The organism is Streptomyces subrutilus (assembly GCF_008704535.1).
GTDB lineage: Bacteria > Actinomycetota > Actinomycetes > Streptomycetales > Streptomycetaceae > Streptomyces > Streptomyces subrutilus.
The window spans coordinates 3,572,456-3,588,056 of the sequence record NZ_CP023701.1 but is presented as its reverse complement, the minus strand read 5'-3'; the positions used below and the strand labels follow the sequence as shown (position 1 = coordinate 3,588,056).

Genomic DNA, 15,601 nt, shown 5'->3' with positions numbered 1-15,601 from the left:
ATTCGCCGGACCGCCGACCGGCGGTCCGGCGGGCGCCGGTCCCTCCGTTCCACCAGGGGACCGCCGGGCAGTCGCCGGAGGGGCGGCACGCGCGAGCGTGCCGCCCCTCCGGGCATGCGGGGGCCGGCGGCGGCCTAGAGGAACGAGTTGATCTCGATCGTCTCGGTGCGGCCGGGGCCGACGCCGATCGCGGAGATCGGGGCGCCCGACATCTCCTCCAGCGCCTTGACGTACGCCTGGGCGTTCTTCGGGAGGTCCGCGAAGGTCTTGGCCTTGGTGATGTCCTCGGACCAGCCGGGGAGGTTCTCGTAGATCGGCTTCGCGTGGTGGAAGTCGGTCTGCGAGTAGGGGAGCTCCTCGACGCGCTTGCCGTCGATCTCGTACGCGACGCAGACCGGGATCTGCTCCCAGCCGGTCAGCACGTCCAGCTTGGTGAGGAAGAAGTCGGTGAGGCCGTTCACGCGGGTCGCGTAGCGCGCGATCGGCGCGTCGAACCAGCCGCAGCGGCGGTCGCGGCCGGTGGTCACGCCGCGCTCGCCGCCGATGCGGCGCAGGGCCTCGCCGTCCTCGTCGAACAGCTCGGTCGGGAACGGGCCCGCGCCGACGCGCGTGGTGTAGGCCTTCAGGATGCCGATGACGCGGCTGATCTTCGTCGGGCCGACACCGGTACCGGTGCAGGCGCCGCCCGCGGTCGGGTTCGAGGAGGTGACGAAGGGGTACGTGCCGTGGTCGACGTCGAGCAGGGTGCCCTGGCCGCCCTCGAAGAGCACGACCTTGTCCTCGTCCAGCGCGTTGTTGAGGATCAGGGTGGTGTCGGCGACGTAGCCCTTGATCTGCTCCGCGTACTGGAGCATCTCCTCGACGATGGCGCCGGCCTCGATGGCGCGGCGGTTGTACAGCTTGGCGAGGAGCTGGTTCTTGCCCTCCAGCGCCGCTTCGACCTTCTGGGTGAGGATCGACTCGTCGTAGAGGTCCTGGACGCGGATGCCGACGCGGTTGATCTTGTCCGCGTACGTCGGGCCGATGCCGCGGCCGGTGGTACCGATCTTGCGCTTGCCGAGGAAGCGCTCGCCGACCTTGTCGAGGGTGACGTTGTACGGCGTGATCAGGTGCGCGTTACCGCTGATGAGCAGCTTGGAGGTGTCGATCCCGCGCTCGTTGAGGCCGCGCAGCTCGGAGAGCAGGACGGCCGGGTCGACGACGACGCCGTTGCCGATGACCGGGGTGCATCCGGGGGAGAGGATGCCGGAAGGGAGAAGGTGCAGCGCGTACTTCTGGTCGCCTACGACGACGGTGTGGCCGGCGTTGTTGCCACCCTGGTAGCGCACTACATAGTCGACGGAACCACCGAGCAGGTCGGTGGCCTTTCCCTTGCCCTCGTCACCCCACTGAGCTCCGAGCAGCACAAGAGCGGGCACAGGCGTACACCTCTTCCGGATGGGGCATGTCCAAGGTCAGGGGGCGTACGACGATGTACACCGCAGGCTGAGCCGTCGGACCGGTGCCCCGGAATAGACGAAGGCCCTGGCGCAATAGCGCAAGGGCCTCTTGCACAAAGATGCTACCCGAGGAAGGACCGAGGTGTCGGCTCCAGAGCCCACCATGAGCCACGCGGGCGCGCCGGTAGGCGGCCTGCTCGTGCTCGTCGACCCGGTCGCCCGCCGTCTTGACGGCGAGTCCGTGCGGATCGCGAAAGATGTGTTGTCAGCGGGAGCGGCGGCGAAAATCTGCCTTCCGGATTCGCAGGAGGAATTTGCGCGGGCGCTCGCCCGCCGGGGTCATCGGCAGCCGGTGATCGTCGGGGACGACCGCGCCCTGGTCCGGGCCGTCGGGCTGCTGCACCGGGAGCGGGGGCTGGCCGGAGGTGCCGTTTCGCTGATCCCGGTGGGCGCGGCCGGCTCCCTGGGGCTGGCCGGGTCGCTCGGCGTGCCGCTGTCGGCGGTGACGGCCGCGCGGGCGGTGCTCGACGGGGCGGTGCGCATGTGCGACCTGCTCGTCGACGACAGCGACGGGGTGGTGCTGGGCGCCGTGCGCATCGGGCCGCTGCGGACGGGCGGCGGCCCGGGCGGTTCGCGGACGCCGCGGGCGCCGGGCGGCCCGTCCGGGGCCGGGCCGTCGGTGTGGAGCGCGTACCGCTCGCTGGTGCGGACGCTGGTGCGCCCGGCGGGCGGCGGCGGTACGGTCCCGCGCCGGCTGCGGGTGGAGGCGGACGGGGTGGTGCTGGCCGACGTGGACCGGCCCGTCGAGGAGGTCGCGGTGTCCACGCGGGACGACGGCGGGCTCGCGGAGGTGGTGGTCCGGGCGGCCGTGACCGGGGCCGCCCCGGGCGCCGGCGGCGAAGCGGAGCGGGCGGGCGCGGTGGTGCGGGCCCGGGCCAAGACGGTGACCGTGTCGGGCGCGGACTTCCGCTACCGGGCCGACGCGGCGATGGGGGGCCCGGTGCGGCGCCGCACGTGGACCCTGCACCCGGCGGCGTGGGCGCTCACGACACCGCGCTGAGGGAGGGGGAGCCGTGCGGGGCCGCGCCCGGTCTCCCGGCGCCCTCACACGGCTGCGCCGGGGCTACGCGGAGGCCGTGGCGGCTTCCTCGATGAGGTCGGTGACCGCGACCGGCTGCGAGGCCAGGGAGGCGTGGGAGGCGTCGAGCTCGATGACCTTCCGCGCGTCCATCCGGGCGGCCATCCGCCGTTCGTTGTCCGGGTGGATCATCCGGTCCCCGGTGGACACCTGGTACCAGGACGGCTTGACCCGCCAGGCGGGCGCGGTGACGGTGTCGCCGAAGGTCGAGGCGAGCGGCGCCTTCTGCGTCACGGCCATGACGAACGCCTCTTCCTCCGGCAGGTCCTGCGCGAAGCTCTCGTGGTACTTGTCCTGCTTGACCCACAGGTAGCCGTCGGAGTCCGGGGCGAGGTTCTCGAACGCCGCCGGCGGCTGCTCCTGGCTGATCTGCCCCGGGCTCTCGCCCGCGTCCGGGGCGAACGCGGCGACGTACACCAACCCGGTCACGTTCGGCAGGTCCCCCGCCTCGGTGATGACCGCGCCGCCGTACGAGTGGCCGACGAGGACCACCGGCCCGCCGATCTGCCGGACCATCCTGCGGGTGCGCTCGGCGTCGTCCGCCAGCGAGGTCAGCGGGTTCTCGACCGCGTGGAGCGAGCCGAAGCCGCGGCGGCGCAGCTCGGGGACGACCTTGGCCCAGTGGGCGGCGCCGCCCCAGAATCCGTGGACCAGAACGACGGCGGGCTTCGCGGCCATGGGCTCGCACCTTCTCTCGCGGCGGGCACCGCGCGGGTGCGGCGCGTCCGCCGCCCACGCTAGGCAGCGCCCCGGGACCCCGCCACCGCAGCGGGTCGCCTCCGGGGCGAGCGCCTGCGTGTCGCCAGCGCGGGTTCCGGCCGGGCGCGCGCCCGGCCCGGCCCGGGGTGCGCGGGGTCAGTCCGCGTCGAAGCCGAGCGTCACCTTGTGGGCCCGCCAGCGGTCCATCATGCCCACCAGCTCGCTCTGCATGAACGCGAAGAAGGCCGCCGTCTCGGCGATCCGGGCCCCGGCCGGGGTGGCCGCGCCCACGCCCGCCGCGCCGTCGCGCAGGGTCTTCTCCCACAGGGTCAGGATCTGGTCCCGCCGGGTGAAGGTCTCGTACCAGAGCTCGTTGTGCAGCACGTACCGGTCGCGGCGCGAGCCCGGCTCCCGCTCGCGGCTGACCATGTTGACCTGGGTCAGGTACGCCACCGCGCCCGACACCGCCGCCGGGCTGATCCGCAACGCCTCGCCCAGCTCCGCCGAGGTCATCGCCCCGCCGTCGCTGGCCAGCAGCTGCGCGAAGACCCGCGCGGCCATCCGCTGCATCCCCGCCTCGTTCAGCTGCGCGGCGAACCGCTCCACGAAGCGGGAGACCGCTTCCTCGTCCCGTACCGCCGCCGGTACCGCCATGTCGTCCGCCACCCTCCCGACTTTACGTTATTCCCGAGCTTCACAAGTTTGTGAAAGTAGCGTACGTTCAGAAGCATGACCAAGGCCATCAGTGTCGCCGGACTCCACAAGGCATTCGGCCGCACGCACGCACTGGACGGACTCGACCTCGCGGTCACCACCGGCGAGGTCCACGGCTTCCTCGGCCCCAACGGCTCCGGCAAGTCCACCACCCTGCGCATCCTGTTGGGCCTGCTGCGCGCCGACTCGGGCACCGTCGAACTCCTCGGCGGCGACCCCTGGTCCGACGCCGTGGCCCTGCACCGCCGCGTCGCCTACGTCCCCGGTGACGTCACCCTGTGGCCCAACCTCTCCGGCGGCGAGGTCATCGACCTCTACGGGCGGCTGCGCGGCGGACTCGACCCGGCGCGCCGGGCCGAACTGGTCGAGCGCTTCGAACTCGACCCGACCGGGAAGGGCCGCACCTACTCCAAGGGCAACCGGCAGAAGGTCGCCCTCGTCGCCGCCTTCGCCTCCGACACCGACCTGCTCGTCCTCGACGAACCCACCTCCGGCCTCGACCCGCTGATGGAGGAGGTCTTCCGCGGCTGCGTCACCGAAGCCCGCGCCGGCGGGCGCACCGTCCTGCTCAGCTCGCACATCCTCGGCGAGGTCGAGGCCCTCTGCGACCGGGTCAGCATCGTCCGCAGGGGCCGCACCGTGGAGAGCGGCACCCTCGCCGAGCTGCGCCACCTCACCCGCACCTCGATCAGCGCCGAACTCGCCGGGCCGCCCGACGGCCTCGCGCACCTGCCCGGCGTCCACGACGTCGAGGTCCGGGGCGCCGGCGTCCGCCTCCGGGTCGACACCGACAAGCTGGACGCCGTCCTGCGCTCCCTCGCCGCGTCCGGCGTCCGGTCGCTGACCTCCACCCCGCCCACCCTCGAAGAGCTGTTCCTGCGCCACTACGCCGAGGAGGGTGCGCGATGAGCGCCCCGCTCGCCGGCACCGCGGCCCTGGTGCGGCTCGCCCTGCGGCGCGACCGGGTGCTGGCGCCCGTCTGGATCCTCGTCGTCGCGTCGATGGTGCTGGCCCTGCCCGCCTCGCTGGAATCGGTCTACCAGACCCCCGCCGAGCGCGGCACCCTGCTGGCCACCACCAACGCCAGCGGCTCGCTGCGCGGCCTGTACGGACCGGTCTTCGGCGACTCCGTCGGCGCACTGACCGCATGGAAGGGCGGGGTCTTCGCCGCGGTGCTCGCCGGGATCATGAGCCTGGTCATCGTGGTCCGCCACACCCGCGAAGAGGAGGAGACGGGCCGTCAGGAGATGCTGTCGGCGGCCGTGGTGGGCCGCCGTGCCCCGTTGACCGCGGCGCTGCTGACCGCCCTGCTCGCCAACGGCCTGGCCGCGGCCCTGGTGACCGCCGGCCTCGCCGGGCACGGCGCGGCCGGCGCGGCGGCCCTCGGGCTGGGCATCGGCGCCACCGGCACGCTCTGCGCGGCGCTCGCCGCCGTCGCGGCGCAACTCACCGGGAGCGCGCGCCTCGCGAAGGGGCTCACGGGGGCGGCGATCGGCGCGGCCTTCGTACTGCGCGCCGTCGGCGACGCCCGCGCCCCCGCCGGCGCGTCCCTGCCGACCTGGCTCTCGCCGCTGGGCTGGCTGGAGCACGTACGGGCCTTCGCGGGCGAACGCTGGTGGGTGCTGGCCCTGTTCGCGACGGCCACCGCCGCGCTTGCGGCGGCCGCGTACGCGCTGGCCGGCCGGCGCGACCTCGGCACGGGCCTCCTGCCGGCCCGCCCCGGCCCCGCACACGGCCGGCTCGGCTCGGCCGGGGCGCTGGCCCGACGGCTCCAGCGCCCGGCCCTCGTCGGCTGGAGCCTGGCCTTCCTCGCCGCCGGGCTGGTCTTCGGCGCCGTCGCCGCCGGCGCCACCGAACTGGTCGGCGGCAACGACCGGACGCGCGAGCTCATCGAGCGGATGGGCAACCGGAGCGGGCTGACCGACGCCTTCCTGGCCACCATGGCCCAGATGCTCGGCATGGTCGCCGCCCTGTACGCCGTCGCGGCCGTCCTGCGCCTGGCCGCCGAGGAGACGGGGCAGCGCGCCGAACCGCTGCTCGCGCACCCGGTCGGCAGGCTGCGCTGGGCCGGCGGCCACCTGGCCGCGGCCTTCGGCGGCCCGGCGCTGATCCTGCTCGCCGCCGGGCTCGGCCTGGGCCTCGGGCAGGGCCGGGCCGCCGCGCTCGGCCCGGCGGTCGGCGCCGCGCTCGCCCAACTTCCGGCGGTGTGGGCGATCGGCGGCCTCGCGGTCCTGCTGCACGGCGCGGCCCCGCGGTACACGGCGGTCGCCTGGGCCGTGGCCGGGGCCGCGCTCGCCCTGGGCTGGGTCGGCCCGGCGCTGCACCTGCCCGACGCCGTGCTCGACCTCTCGCCCTTCGCCCACCTGCCCCGTCTGCCCGGCGCCGCAGCCGCGACGGCCTGGGCCCCGCTGCTCGCCCTGACCGCCCTGGCGGCGGCCCTCACGGCGGCCGGGCTGGCCGCGCTGCGCCGCCGCGACCTGGTGGTGTAGGCGGCCCGGCGCTCCTTCGCGCAGACGGCCCGGTCCGAAGGGGACGGCCTAGAACTCGACGAGCAGTTCCCGCAGCCCCCGGATGACGTATCCCTCCCGCCACTGCGGCTCCTTCGCCAGCCGCAGCGGCGGGACCCCCTCGGCCAGCAGCGCCCCGAAGGACGCCTCCAGCTCGCGCCGGGCCAGCGGGGCGCCCAGGCAGTAGTGGATCCCGGCACCGAAGGTCAGGTGGGGGTTGTCGGCCCGGGTGAGGTCGAGGACGTCGGGGTCGGCGAAGCGCGCGGGGTCCCGGTTGGCCGACCCGAAGAGCAGCGCCACCTCCGCGCCCCGGGGGACGACGGTGTCACCGATCCGGACGTCGTCGAGCACCCAGCGTTCGAACATCTGCAGCGGAGTGTCGAAGCGCATCAGTTCGTCCACAGCTGTGGACAGGCATCCGGACGCCGCGTCCCCGGGGTGCGCGCGCTCCCGCAGCCCGGCCAACTGCCCGGGGTGGCGCAGCAGCGTCCACCAGCCGTTGGCGGTGGTGTTGACCGTCGCCTCGTGCCCGGCGTTCAGCAGCAGCACGCACGTGGAGATCATCTCCTGCTCGCTGAGCCGGCCGTCCTCGTCGTGGGCCGCGATCAGCCCCGAGACCAGGTCCTCCCCGGGCCGGGCGCGCCGCTCCGCGATCAGGGCCCGCAGGTACGCGCCGAACTCCTCGCTCGCCCGCACCGCCCGCCGCGCCGTCTCCTCGTCGGGCCGCAGCTCGAACATCCCGCAGATGTCCGCGGACCAGGGCCGCAGCAGCCCCCGGTCCGCCTCCGGGACGCCGAGCAGCTCCGCGATCACCGCCACCGGCAGCGGCTCGGCGACGACGGTGAGCAGGTCCCCGCCCCCGTCCGCGAGCAACCGCCCGACCAGCTCCCCGGCCAGCCGCCGCACGGCGGGCACCAGCCGCTCCACGGTCCGCGGGGTGAAGGCCTTCGCCACCAGCCGGCGCACCCGCGCGTGCGCGGGGTCCTCCAGGTCCAGCAGCCCGTTGCCGTTGAGCACGTGGAAGGGCTCGTGCTCCGGCGGCGGGGCCTCGCGGCCGAACTCCTCGTGCGTGAACCGGTGCAGGTAGGTCCGCCCCAGCCGCCGGTCCCGCAGCAGCGCGCTCACATCGGCGTAGTGCGGCACCAGCCACTGCCCGGTGGGCTCGAACCACACCGCCCGGCCCTGCTCCCGCACCTCCCGGTAGGCCGGATACGGATCGGCGACGAAGGCGGCGTCCCACGGATCAAAACCCATCCCCGCACAGTAGGCGCGCGGCGGGCCGTCCGGCGGGATGCCGCGGACACCGCCACGAGATCCGCACGGGACCGGCGCCCGGGCGGCCCCCGCCCCGCGCGGGCGGACCCGGCCCGGCGCGGGCGGACCCGGCCCGGCGCTACGCCGGCCGCACCAGCCGCGTCTCGTAGGCGAAGACGGCCGCCTGCGTCCGGTCCCGCAGGCCCAGTTTCACCAGCACGCGGCTCACGTGCGTCTTGATCGTGGACTCCGCGACCACGAGCCGGTCCGCGATCTCGGCGTTGGACAGCCCCTGCGCGATCAGCACGAGCACCTCCGTCTCCCGGTCCGTCAGCTCCCCGACGCCCGCCGGGTCCGCGAGCCGCGGGGCCTCGGCCAGCTTCGAGAACTCCGCGATCAGCCGCTTGGTCACCGAGGGCGCCAGCAGCGCCTCGCCCGACGCCACCACCCTCACCCCGTCGGCCAGTTGCCGCGCCGAGGCGTCCTTGAGCAGGAAGCCGGAGGCCCCGGCCCGCAGCGCCTGGTAGACGTACTCGTCGAGGTCGAAGGTGGTCAGGACCAACACCTTCGCGTCCGTGTCGGCGGCCATGATCTCCCGCGTCGCCTCCAGCCCGTTCATCACCGGCATCCGGATGTCCATCAGGACCACGTCCGGCCGCAGCTCCGCCACCCGGGCGAGGGCCTCGCGGCCGTCCACCGCCTCGCCGACGACCTCGATGCCGTCCATGGCGTTCAGCAGCACGGAGAACCCCTCGCGGACCATCATCTGGTCGTCGACGATCAACACCCTGATCGTCACGGCGTCGCCGCCCCGGCGTCCGGGACCGCGCCCGCGGCCGGTTCGGGACGCCGGACCGGGATGAACACCGCGACCTCGTACCCGCCCGCGGCCGTCGGCCCGGCCGTCATCTCGCCCTCCAGCATCGCCACCCGCTCCCGCATCCCGGTGATCCCGTGACCCGCCCCGGGCGAGGGCCGCACGTCGCCGGTCGGCGCCCCGTTGACGATCCGCACCCCCAGACCGCCCAGCACGTACGACACCTCCACCCCGGCCTCCGCGCCCGGCGCGTGCCGCAGCGTGTTGCTCAGCGCCTCCTGGACGATCCGGTACGCCGACAGCTCCACCCCCTGCGGCAGCTCCCGCACCGCGCCCGTGACCGTGCTGTCCACCGTCAGACCGGCGTCCCGCACGTTCGCCAGCAGGCCGTCCAGCGAGGCCAGCGTCGGCTGCGGGGCGTCCGGGGCCTCGTAGTCCGCGGAGCGCACCACGCCGAGCACCCGGCGCAGTTCCGTCAGCGCGGACACCGCGTTCTCCCGGATGGTGGCGAACGCCGCCTCCAGCTCCGGCGGCGGGTTCTTCACCCGGTACGGGGCGGCCTCCGCCTGGATCGCCACCACCGACATGTGGTGCGCGACCACGTCGTGCAGCTCCCGGGCGATCGTGGTCCGCTCCTCCAGCAGCGTCCGCCGGTCCCGCTCGACGGCCGTGACCTCCTGCTGGGCCGTGACCTCCTGCTCGGCCTGCCGGCGGGTGTTGCGGACCGTGACGGCGAGCAGCGCGACCGCCGACAGGAAGGCCATCGGTCCCAGTTCGGCGTCCCGGCCGATCAGCAGCGGCAGCACCGACCCGACGACCACGGTGGCCAGCCACAGCCAGCCGGCCACCCGCGGCCGGCTGCGCAGCGCCACCACGGTGACGACGACGAGGTGGGCGAAGAAGGTGCCCGGCGACCACGGCCAGGTCATCGAGGCGTTCCCCAGCAGCGCCAGCGGCAGGGTGACGGCGACCACCGCCCAGAAGGCGCCCACCGGCCGCACCAGCGTCATCAGCACCGGGGCCGCGGCCATCAGCCCCATCAGCAGCGGCAGTCCGGATGCCCCCATGCCGCCGTTGACGACGGAGACGAACGCGGTGATCACGGCCAGCAGGACCACCACGGCGTGCGGCAGGTAGGCCGTCCTGGGGCGCAGCGACCGCGGCACCCACCGGGCGAGCCGTCCGTCCGTGCGGACCGGCGGCAGCGGCCGGTAGGAGAAGGCGTCGGTGATCAGGTCGTCGCGAAAGCTCTGGAAGAGCCCCGACGCGAGGCGGAACTCGGGCGCCCGGGCGGTCGCCCCGGTGGTCGTATCGGTCATACCCCTCACCGTAGGGCGGCGCCCCCGTCGTCCGCGTCGGCGCTGAAGGGGATATCCGCGCCTCCCCCTCAAGTACTACCCGCACCGCGCGCGCCCCCGGGCCCCCGCCGTCAGGCTCCGGTCATGACCGGGACCGACGGGCGCCGCGACCGCATCGCAAGCGCCCACCGGGGCGAGAATCCCACCGTGCTGCGCCGGCTCGGCGGCGGGGCGGCGCCCACCGGGGGCGAGGGCCGCCGGTCGGGCAGGGGCGGCCCGCGGTCAGTCCGCGACCATGGGTTCCACGTAGCCCGCGCGCCAGCGGGGGGCCGGGTCCTGGCCGGGGCTGGTCCAGTACTCGCGCGCGCCCACGACCTCCCCGTCCCGGACCGTCCACAGGGAGACGGCGCGGTAGACGACGTGGTCCTGCGGGATCTCCACCTCGGTGACGACGAGGTCCCCGTCGGCCAGGATGCGCAGCAGCTCGACCGGCCGGTCGTCCGCGCAGCCGTCGTCGCTGTTCACGGCGACGAAGTTGGCGCGGCCCACGATGCGTTCGCCGCTCACGGGCCATTCGATGACGGCGTCCTCGGCGATGAGCCCGGCCACCGCGTCCCAGTCGCGTGCCCCGATCCGCTCCCACAGTTCCGCAACCACGTCCAACGGCTCCATGTGCGGCAGTGTCCGACGCGGCCGCCCCGCGCAAACAAGCTTTGCCTACAGGCTTATTGGCATCGACACAATCGCCCGGCGGATCAGTTCTTCCGGTCGCCGGGCGCGGGCGCGGCGGTCGCGGTCGGGCCGGCGGGCGGCCGCGGGACGCCGCCCGGCGGGGCCGGGTCCTGCTCCCCGGTCATCACGGCGTACACGGTGGCCCCGGCCGCGACGGCGACGACCAGGGCCACGGCGAGGAGGAAGGCCGTGGAGGCCGCCCGTCCGCGCGGCCGCGGCGGCGACTGCGGCGGCGGCCCGTACCCGCGGCCCCCGGGAAGGTCCGCGGGCGGGGGCGGGGGCGGGGGCGCGGCGGGCAGCGGGCGTTCCGGGCCGGCCTCCTCGCGGTCCAGCAGCCGTACGGTGTGCAGCCCGAGCCGGGCCACGAGCGGACCGGGCAGCCACGGCCCCAGCACCCTCCCGTCCGCCACCGAGCCCGCCGCGCCGACCCGGGCCAGGACCTCGGCGGTGCCCGGCCGGTCGCCGGGGTCCCGGCGCAGGCAGTCCCGTACCAGCTCGCGCAGCCCGGCCGGCACCCCGTCCAGGTCCGGCTCCGGGCCCCGCACCGTCGGCCCGGCCGTGCCGAACGGCGGCCGTCCGGTGGCCGCGTACGCCAGGACCGCGAGGCCGAAGAGGTCGCAGGCGGCGGTGACCGGCCCGCCGCGCTCCTGCTCGGGCGCGGCGAAACCGGGCCGGTCGCCCGCCGGCCCGGACCCGGCCCCGCGCGGAAGGCCGAAGCCGGTGACTCCGAAGCCGGTGACGCGGGGGCCGTCGAGGGTGAGCAGCACGTGCGAGGGGGTCAGGGCGCGGTGGACCAGGCCGGCGCGGTGGACGTCGCGCAGGGCGTGCGCGAGGCCCGCGGCCAGGACCCGCAGGCAGCGCTCGGGCAGTGGGCCGCAGCCGCCCTCGACGACCCGGCGCAGGCTGGGCCCGGCGACGTAGCCGGTGGCGTACCAGGGGGCGGCCGCCTCGGTGTCGGCGTCGAGCACCGGCGCCGTCCACGGCCCGTCCACGCGCCGGGCGGCGGCGACCTCCCGGCGGAAGCGGGCGCGCAGGTCCCCGGCGGCCCCGGGGCGGACCGAGGTGAGGGCGACGGTGCGCCCGCGCCCGGAGCGGGCCAGGTAGACCTGGGCCGTGCCCCCGCCCGCGCCGAGCCGTGCCAGCAGCCGGTAGGGGCCGATGCGGTGCGGGTCGTGCGGGTGCAACTGCTCCATGGCCGGGTGGACCCCTCCCTCAAGGCGTCCGGCCGAGCGTAGTGCGGCGCCCCCCGCCGGGAGGCGCTGTTCGCGGCACCGGTGCGGGTCCTCTCCCGGACCCGTACCGTCCCGGGGCCCCGCCCGCCCGGCCCCCGGGGCGGGGCGGGCGGCTCAGGTGGCCGTCGCGGGCCGGGCGTCGTCCGGGAGGGGAAGGGCGTCGAGGGTCGCGGCCAGGCGGTCCAGGACGCGGATGGTCTCCGTGAAGGCCTCGTCGCCCAGGGCCTCGGCCAGGCGGTTCGCCCACGCCGCGTGACCCGGGCCGATCAGGGCGATCGCCGCCCGGCCCGCGTCGGTCGGGCGCAGCAGCTTCGCCCGGCGGTGGGCCGGGTTCGGGACGTACTCCGCGAGCCCCTTGTCGGCCAGCAGGTCCGCGATGCGCTGGACGCTCTGCCGGGTGATGCCCATGGCCCTGGCTATCCCGGCGACGGGCAGCGGCTCCCGCAGCACCGCCCCCAGCACCTGCCACCACGCGGCCGTCAGCCCGGCCGGCCGCGCCAGCTCCTCGGAGATGGCGAGGAACTGGCCGTTCAGCCGGAACACCCCGAGCGCGGTGCGGCTCAGCAGGTCCTGCCGGGCCCGGTCGGCGCCCGCCGTCCGCGGGCCGTCGTCCGCGCCCTCGGGCAGGGGATCAAACACCGTTCGCCGCCTCCTCTTCCTCCGCCGCCATCAGCACCGGGTACGCACTCGGGTCCGAGTCGTGGAACAGCCGGTACCACGCGTCCAGCACGTCCGGCTTGTACACGTCCAGCCGGGCGAACACCTCGCGCGCGAAGGCCACCGGGTCGGTCGGCCCCGCCGTGATCAGGTCGCCGTCCGTGACCGCGTCCGCCTCCACGTAGTGCCGCGCGCCACCGTAGCCCGGCTGCCCGGCCAGGTAGAAGGAGACGGCGCTCGTGTGCGCGCGGTCGTCCAGCAGGCCCTCGCGGGCCAGTCCGGCCGTCGCGCCGCAGATCGCCGCTACCGGCACCCCGGCGGCCAGGAACTCGCGGGCCTTGGCCGCGAACGGCGCCAGCGCGTCGCCCGCGTCCCAGAGCGAGGCCCCGGTGAGGATCAGCAGCGAGGAGTCCTCCGGCCGCAGCCCGGCCAGTGCCAGGTCGGGCTGGATGCGGACGCCGCCCATGGTGGTGACGGGCTCGCCGGCGGCGGGCCCGACCGTGCGGACCTCGTGGCCGTGCTGCGTGAGATGGGCGGTGGTGTGCCCGGTCTCCCAGTCCGCGTAGGTGTCGTAGACCGCGAGGTGGACGGGCTTGCGCGGGGTCTCGGTCATGGTGCTCGCCTCCAGCATCACTGCTTCGCTCTCATCACGTTCACGTTCACGTGCGCCGGCGGTCGCGCCGGAGATGTCCGGTCCGGCGTCCGTCGGGACGCCTCGCCTCACATGACAATAGGCTGTCATAAAGGCAGCATGCTGTCAATGTCGCGGACCGGCCCGCAGCCCCTTCCGCGCCCCCTCCGGCCGCCGCGGCCCCCGCCGGGGCGGACAGACTGCCGAGACCGGCCCCCCACCCCCATACAGTCCGCCGATATCCCTCCCCACCAGCGCACTTCTAGCGTGACCGCATGACCCCTCACGTCACCGCCGCGACCGTCAAGGCCGCCGACCGCGCTCACGTCTTCCACTCCTGGTCCGCGCAGGCCCTGATCGACCCCCTCGCCGTGGCCGGGGCCGAGGGCTCGTACTTCTGGGACTACGACGGCAACCGCTTCCTCGACTTCGCCTCCCAGCTGGTCAACACCAACATCGGCCACCAGCACCCCAAGGTCGTCGAGGCCGTCCGGGAGCAGGCCGCCCGGCTCTGCACCCTCGCGCCCGGCTTCGCCGTCGACGTCCGCTCCGAGGCCGCACGCCTCATCGCCGAGCGGACCCCCGGCGACCTCGACAAGATCTTCTTCACCAACGGCGGCGCCGAGGCCGTCGAGAACGCCGTCCGCATGGCCCGGCTGCACACCGGCCGGCAGAAGGTGCTCTCCGCCTACCGCTCCTACCACGGCGCCACCGCCGCCGCGATCAACCTGACCGGCGACCCGCGCCGCTGGCCCTCCGACACCGCTTCCGCCGGCGTCGTGCACTTCTGGGGCCCGTACCTCTACCGTTCCGCCTTCCACGCCTCCACCGAGGCCGAGGAGTGCGAGCGGGCGCTGGCCCACCTCGCCGACACCATCGCCTTCGAGGGGCCGCAGTCCGTCGCGGCGATCGTCCTGGAGACCGTCCCGGGCACGGCCGGGATCATGACGCCGCCCGACGGCTACCTGGCCGGCGTGCGCGAGCTCTGCGACCGCCACGGCATCGTCTTCGTCCTCGACGAGGTCATGGCGGGCTTCGGCCGCACCGGCCGCTGGTTCGCCTCCGAGCACTGGGACGTCACCCCCGACCTCATCTGCTTCGCCAAGGGCGTCACCAGCGGATACGTCCCCCTCGGCGGCGTCGCCATCTCCGCCGCCATCGCCGAGACCTTCGCCACCCGGCCGTACCCCGGCGGGCTCACCTACTCCGGACACCCGCTGGCCTGCGCCACCGCCGTCGCCACCATCAACGCGATGGAGGAGGAGGGCGTCGTCGAGCACGCCGCCCGCCTCGGGGAGGACGTGCTCGGCCCGGGGCTGCGCGCGCTCGCCGAGCGGCACCCCTCCGTGGGCGAGGTCCGGGGCCTCGGCGCCTTCTGGGCGCTGGAGCTCGTACGCGACAAGGGGACCCGCGAGCCGCTCGTCCCGTACAACGCCGCCGGGGCCGACAACGCGCCCATGGCCGAGTTCACCGCCGCCTGCAAGGCCTCCGGCCTCTGGCCGTTCGTCAACATGAACCGCACCCACGTGGTGCCGCCCTGCAACATCGGCGAGACGGAGGCCAAGGAGGGCCTGGCCCTGCTCGACGAGGCGCTGACGGTGGCCGACCGCCACACCGCCTCCGGCTGAGCCGCCGGGGCCCGCCCGCCGTGCCCCGCGCCCGTCGGGCGGGCCTCCGAGACGTCCGCATAACGGTCCTTTAATCCGCATAACGATCCTCGACCGCTCGGTTTCGGCCGCACGGTCTGGCCTAAGGTGTCCGGAGTCCTACAGAGGAGACGGGCCCCTATGCCAGGCAGCGGAGCTGTCACCCGCAACACACTTCGCCAGCAGATCGCGGACGCGCTGCGGGACGAGGTGCTCGCGGGACGCCTGCCGCCGGGGACCGAGTTCACCGTCAAACAGATCGCCGAGCAGTACGAGGTCTCCGCGACCCCCGTCCGCGAGGCCCTCGTCGACCTCTCCGCCCAGGGGCTGCTCGAACTGCTCCAGCACCGCGGCTTCCGCGTGCGGGTCTACTCCGCCGACGACTTCCGCGGCATGGTCGAGGCCCGCACCCTGATCGTCGACGGCATCTTCCGCAGGCTCGCCGAGCGCGGGGTCGCCCCCGGCTCCGGCGAGCGGCTGGTGTCGGTGCGCCGCCGCGCCGAGGAGGCGCGGCGGGCCGCGCGCGGCGGCACCCTCGAAGTGCTGATCGGCTACGACCTGCGCTTCTGGCGGGAGCTGAGCGCGCTCGTCGGCAACACCTACATCTCCGAGTTCCTGCACCGCATCCGCGTCCAGTGCTGGGTCTTCGCCGTCCCGCACCTCCAGCGCGACCCGCGGCTGCGGGCCGCCCTGTGGGACCGGCACGGCGAGCTGGTGGACGCCGTCACCCTGAACGACGCGGACACCGTGCGCCGCCTCGTGCACGACTACAACCAGCACGGATTGAACTGGGCGGCGGGACTGTAGCGGCGGGCGCGCCGGGTGCGGCGGGGACCG

Annotated in this window: 15 protein-coding genes; 5 read left to right on the top strand and 10 right to left on the bottom strand. The window is 75.0% G+C overall.

Going from position 1 to position 15,601, the window contains the following annotated elements; genetic code table 11:
* Positions 1-134: 134 nt before the first annotated feature.
* Positions 135-1,418 (bottom strand): adenylosuccinate synthase, encoded by a 1,284-nt coding sequence (locus CP968_RS15665; protein ID WP_150518604.1) that lies wholly within the window; start codon positions 1,416-1,418, stop codon positions 135-137.
* Positions 1,419-1,602: 184 nt separating this feature from the next.
* On the opposite strand from CP968_RS15665, the gene CP968_RS15660 reads away from it, so the two are divergent.
* Positions 1,603-2,499, top strand: a complete 897-nt coding sequence (locus tag CP968_RS15660; RefSeq protein ID WP_229886781.1) for a diacylglycerol kinase — start codon at positions 1,603-1,605, stop codon at positions 2,497-2,499.
* 63 nt (positions 2,500-2,562) lie between these two features.
* Here the strand turns inward: CP968_RS15660 and CP968_RS15655 are convergent, their stop codons facing one another.
* Together CP968_RS15655 and CP968_RS15650 are read right to left on the bottom strand one after the other, a co-directional pair.
* Positions 2,563-3,255 carry an alpha/beta hydrolase gene (locus CP968_RS15655; RefSeq protein WP_150518602.1) on the bottom strand — a complete coding sequence of 231 codons (693 nt, stop codon included), beginning with the start codon at positions 3,253-3,255 and terminating at the stop codon, positions 2,563-2,565.
* A 177-nt stretch (positions 3,256-3,432) separates the two neighbouring features.
* Positions 3,433-3,930, bottom strand: a complete 498-nt coding sequence (locus CP968_RS15650) for a GbsR/MarR family transcriptional regulator (RefSeq protein WP_150521936.1) — start codon at positions 3,928-3,930, stop codon at positions 3,433-3,435.
* Positions 3,931-4,005: 75 nt separating this feature from the next.
* On the opposite strand from CP968_RS15650, the gene CP968_RS15645 reads away from it, so the two are divergent.
* Both CP968_RS15645 and CP968_RS15640 read left to right on the top strand, forming a co-directional pair.
* The gene (locus CP968_RS15645) at positions 4,006-4,899 is read left to right on the top strand and encodes an ABC transporter ATP-binding protein (protein WP_150518601.1); all 894 of its coding nucleotides are present in this window, start codon (positions 4,006-4,008) and stop codon (positions 4,897-4,899) included.
* On the top strand, positions 4,896-6,479 hold the full coding sequence (locus CP968_RS15640; RefSeq protein WP_150518600.1) for an ABC transporter permease: 1,584 nt from the start codon (positions 4,896-4,898) through the stop codon (positions 6,477-6,479). The genes CP968_RS15645 and CP968_RS15640 overlap by 4 nt, the downstream gene beginning before the upstream one ends.
* A 48-nt stretch (positions 6,480-6,527) precedes the next feature.
* On the opposite strand, the gene CP968_RS15635 is transcribed toward CP968_RS15640, so the two are convergent.
* The 7 genes from CP968_RS15635 to CP968_RS15605 form a co-directional block, all read right to left on the bottom strand.
* Positions 6,528-7,751 (bottom strand): cytochrome P450, encoded by a 1,224-nt coding sequence (locus CP968_RS15635; protein WP_150518599.1) that lies wholly within the window; start codon positions 7,749-7,751, stop codon positions 6,528-6,530.
* A 139-nt stretch (positions 7,752-7,890) separates the two neighbouring features.
* Entirely contained in the window at positions 7,891-8,550 is a 660-nt protein-coding gene (locus tag CP968_RS15630; protein WP_150518598.1) for a response regulator, read from the bottom strand.
* A complete protein-coding gene (locus CP968_RS15625) occupies positions 8,547-9,887 on the bottom strand; it encodes a sensor histidine kinase (RefSeq protein ID WP_150518597.1) in 1,341 nt (446 codons plus the stop codon). The genes CP968_RS15630 and CP968_RS15625 overlap by 4 nt, the downstream gene beginning before the upstream one ends.
* Positions 9,888-10,148: 261 nt before the next feature.
* Positions 10,149-10,538: a nuclear transport factor 2 family protein gene (locus tag CP968_RS15620; RefSeq protein ID WP_150518596.1), complete on the bottom strand. Its 390-nt coding sequence runs from the start codon at positions 10,536-10,538 to the stop codon at positions 10,149-10,151.
* 83 nt (positions 10,539-10,621) lie between these two features.
* Positions 10,622-11,791 carry a serine/threonine-protein kinase gene (locus CP968_RS15615; RefSeq protein WP_150518595.1) on the bottom strand — a complete coding sequence of 390 codons (1,170 nt, stop codon included), beginning with the start codon at positions 11,789-11,791 and terminating at the stop codon, positions 10,622-10,624.
* A gap of 153 nt (positions 11,792-11,944) precedes the next feature.
* The gene (locus CP968_RS15610; protein WP_373304104.1) at positions 11,945-12,469 is read right to left on the bottom strand and encodes a MarR family winged helix-turn-helix transcriptional regulator; all 525 of its coding nucleotides are present in this window, start codon (positions 12,467-12,469) and stop codon (positions 11,945-11,947) included.
* The gene (locus CP968_RS15605; protein ID WP_150518594.1) at positions 12,462-13,100 is read right to left on the bottom strand and encodes a type 1 glutamine amidotransferase family protein; all 639 of its coding nucleotides are present in this window, start codon (positions 13,098-13,100) and stop codon (positions 12,462-12,464) included. The genes CP968_RS15610 and CP968_RS15605 overlap by 8 nt, the downstream gene beginning before the upstream one ends.
* A gap of 293 nt (positions 13,101-13,393) precedes the next feature.
* Between CP968_RS15605 and CP968_RS15600 the strand changes: the two genes are divergently transcribed.
* Together CP968_RS15600 and CP968_RS15595 are read left to right on the top strand one after the other, a co-directional pair.
* Positions 13,394-14,746, top strand: coding sequence for an aspartate aminotransferase family protein (locus tag CP968_RS15600; RefSeq protein WP_150518593.1), 1,353 nt, complete (start codon positions 13,394-13,396; stop codon positions 14,744-14,746).
* A gap of 159 nt (positions 14,747-14,905) precedes the next feature.
* Positions 14,906-15,571: a GntR family transcriptional regulator gene (locus CP968_RS15595; RefSeq protein WP_150518592.1), complete on the top strand. Its 666-nt coding sequence runs from the start codon at positions 14,906-14,908 to the stop codon at positions 15,569-15,571.
* Positions 15,572-15,601: the final 30 nt, after the last annotated feature.

Bases quoted from the DNA above. Each gene is read 5' to 3' on its own strand.
- CP968_RS15650 (WP_150521936.1), bottom strand. From the start codon at position 3,930: ATGGCGGTACCGGCGGCGGTACGGGACGAGGAAGCGGTCTCCCGCTTC.
- CP968_RS15620 (WP_150518596.1), bottom strand. From the start codon at position 10,538: ATGGAGCCGTTGGACGTGGTTGCGGAACTGTGGGAGCGGATCGGGGCA.
- CP968_RS15605 (WP_150518594.1), bottom strand. From the start codon at position 13,100: ATGACCGAGACCCCGCGCAAGCCCGTCCACCTCGCGGTCTACGACACC.
- CP968_RS15640 (WP_150518600.1), top strand. From the start codon at position 4,896: ATGAGCGCCCCGCTCGCCGGCACCGCGGCCCTGGTGCGGCTCGCCCTG.
- CP968_RS15655 (WP_150518602.1), bottom strand. From the start codon at position 3,255: ATGGCCGCGAAGCCCGCCGTCGTTCTGGTCCACGGATTCTGGGGCGGC.
- CP968_RS15625 (WP_150518597.1), bottom strand. From the start codon at position 9,887: ATGACCGATACGACCACCGGGGCGACCGCCCGGGCGCCCGAGTTCCGC.
- CP968_RS15600 (WP_150518593.1), top strand. From the start codon at position 13,394: ATGACCCCTCACGTCACCGCCGCGACCGTCAAGGCCGCCGACCGCGCT.
- CP968_RS15660 (WP_229886781.1), top strand. From the start codon at position 1,603: ATGAGCCACGCGGGCGCGCCGGTAGGCGGCCTGCTCGTGCTCGTCGAC.
- CP968_RS15635 (WP_150518599.1), bottom strand. From the start codon at position 7,751: ATGGGTTTTGATCCGTGGGACGCCGCCTTCGTCGCCGATCCGTATCCG.
- CP968_RS15615 (WP_150518595.1), bottom strand. From the start codon at position 11,791: ATGGAGCAGTTGCACCCGCACGACCCGCACCGCATCGGCCCCTACCGG.
- CP968_RS15595 (WP_150518592.1), top strand. From the start codon at position 14,906: ATGCCAGGCAGCGGAGCTGTCACCCGCAACACACTTCGCCAGCAGATC.
- CP968_RS15645 (WP_150518601.1), top strand. From the start codon at position 4,006: ATGACCAAGGCCATCAGTGTCGCCGGACTCCACAAGGCATTCGGCCGC.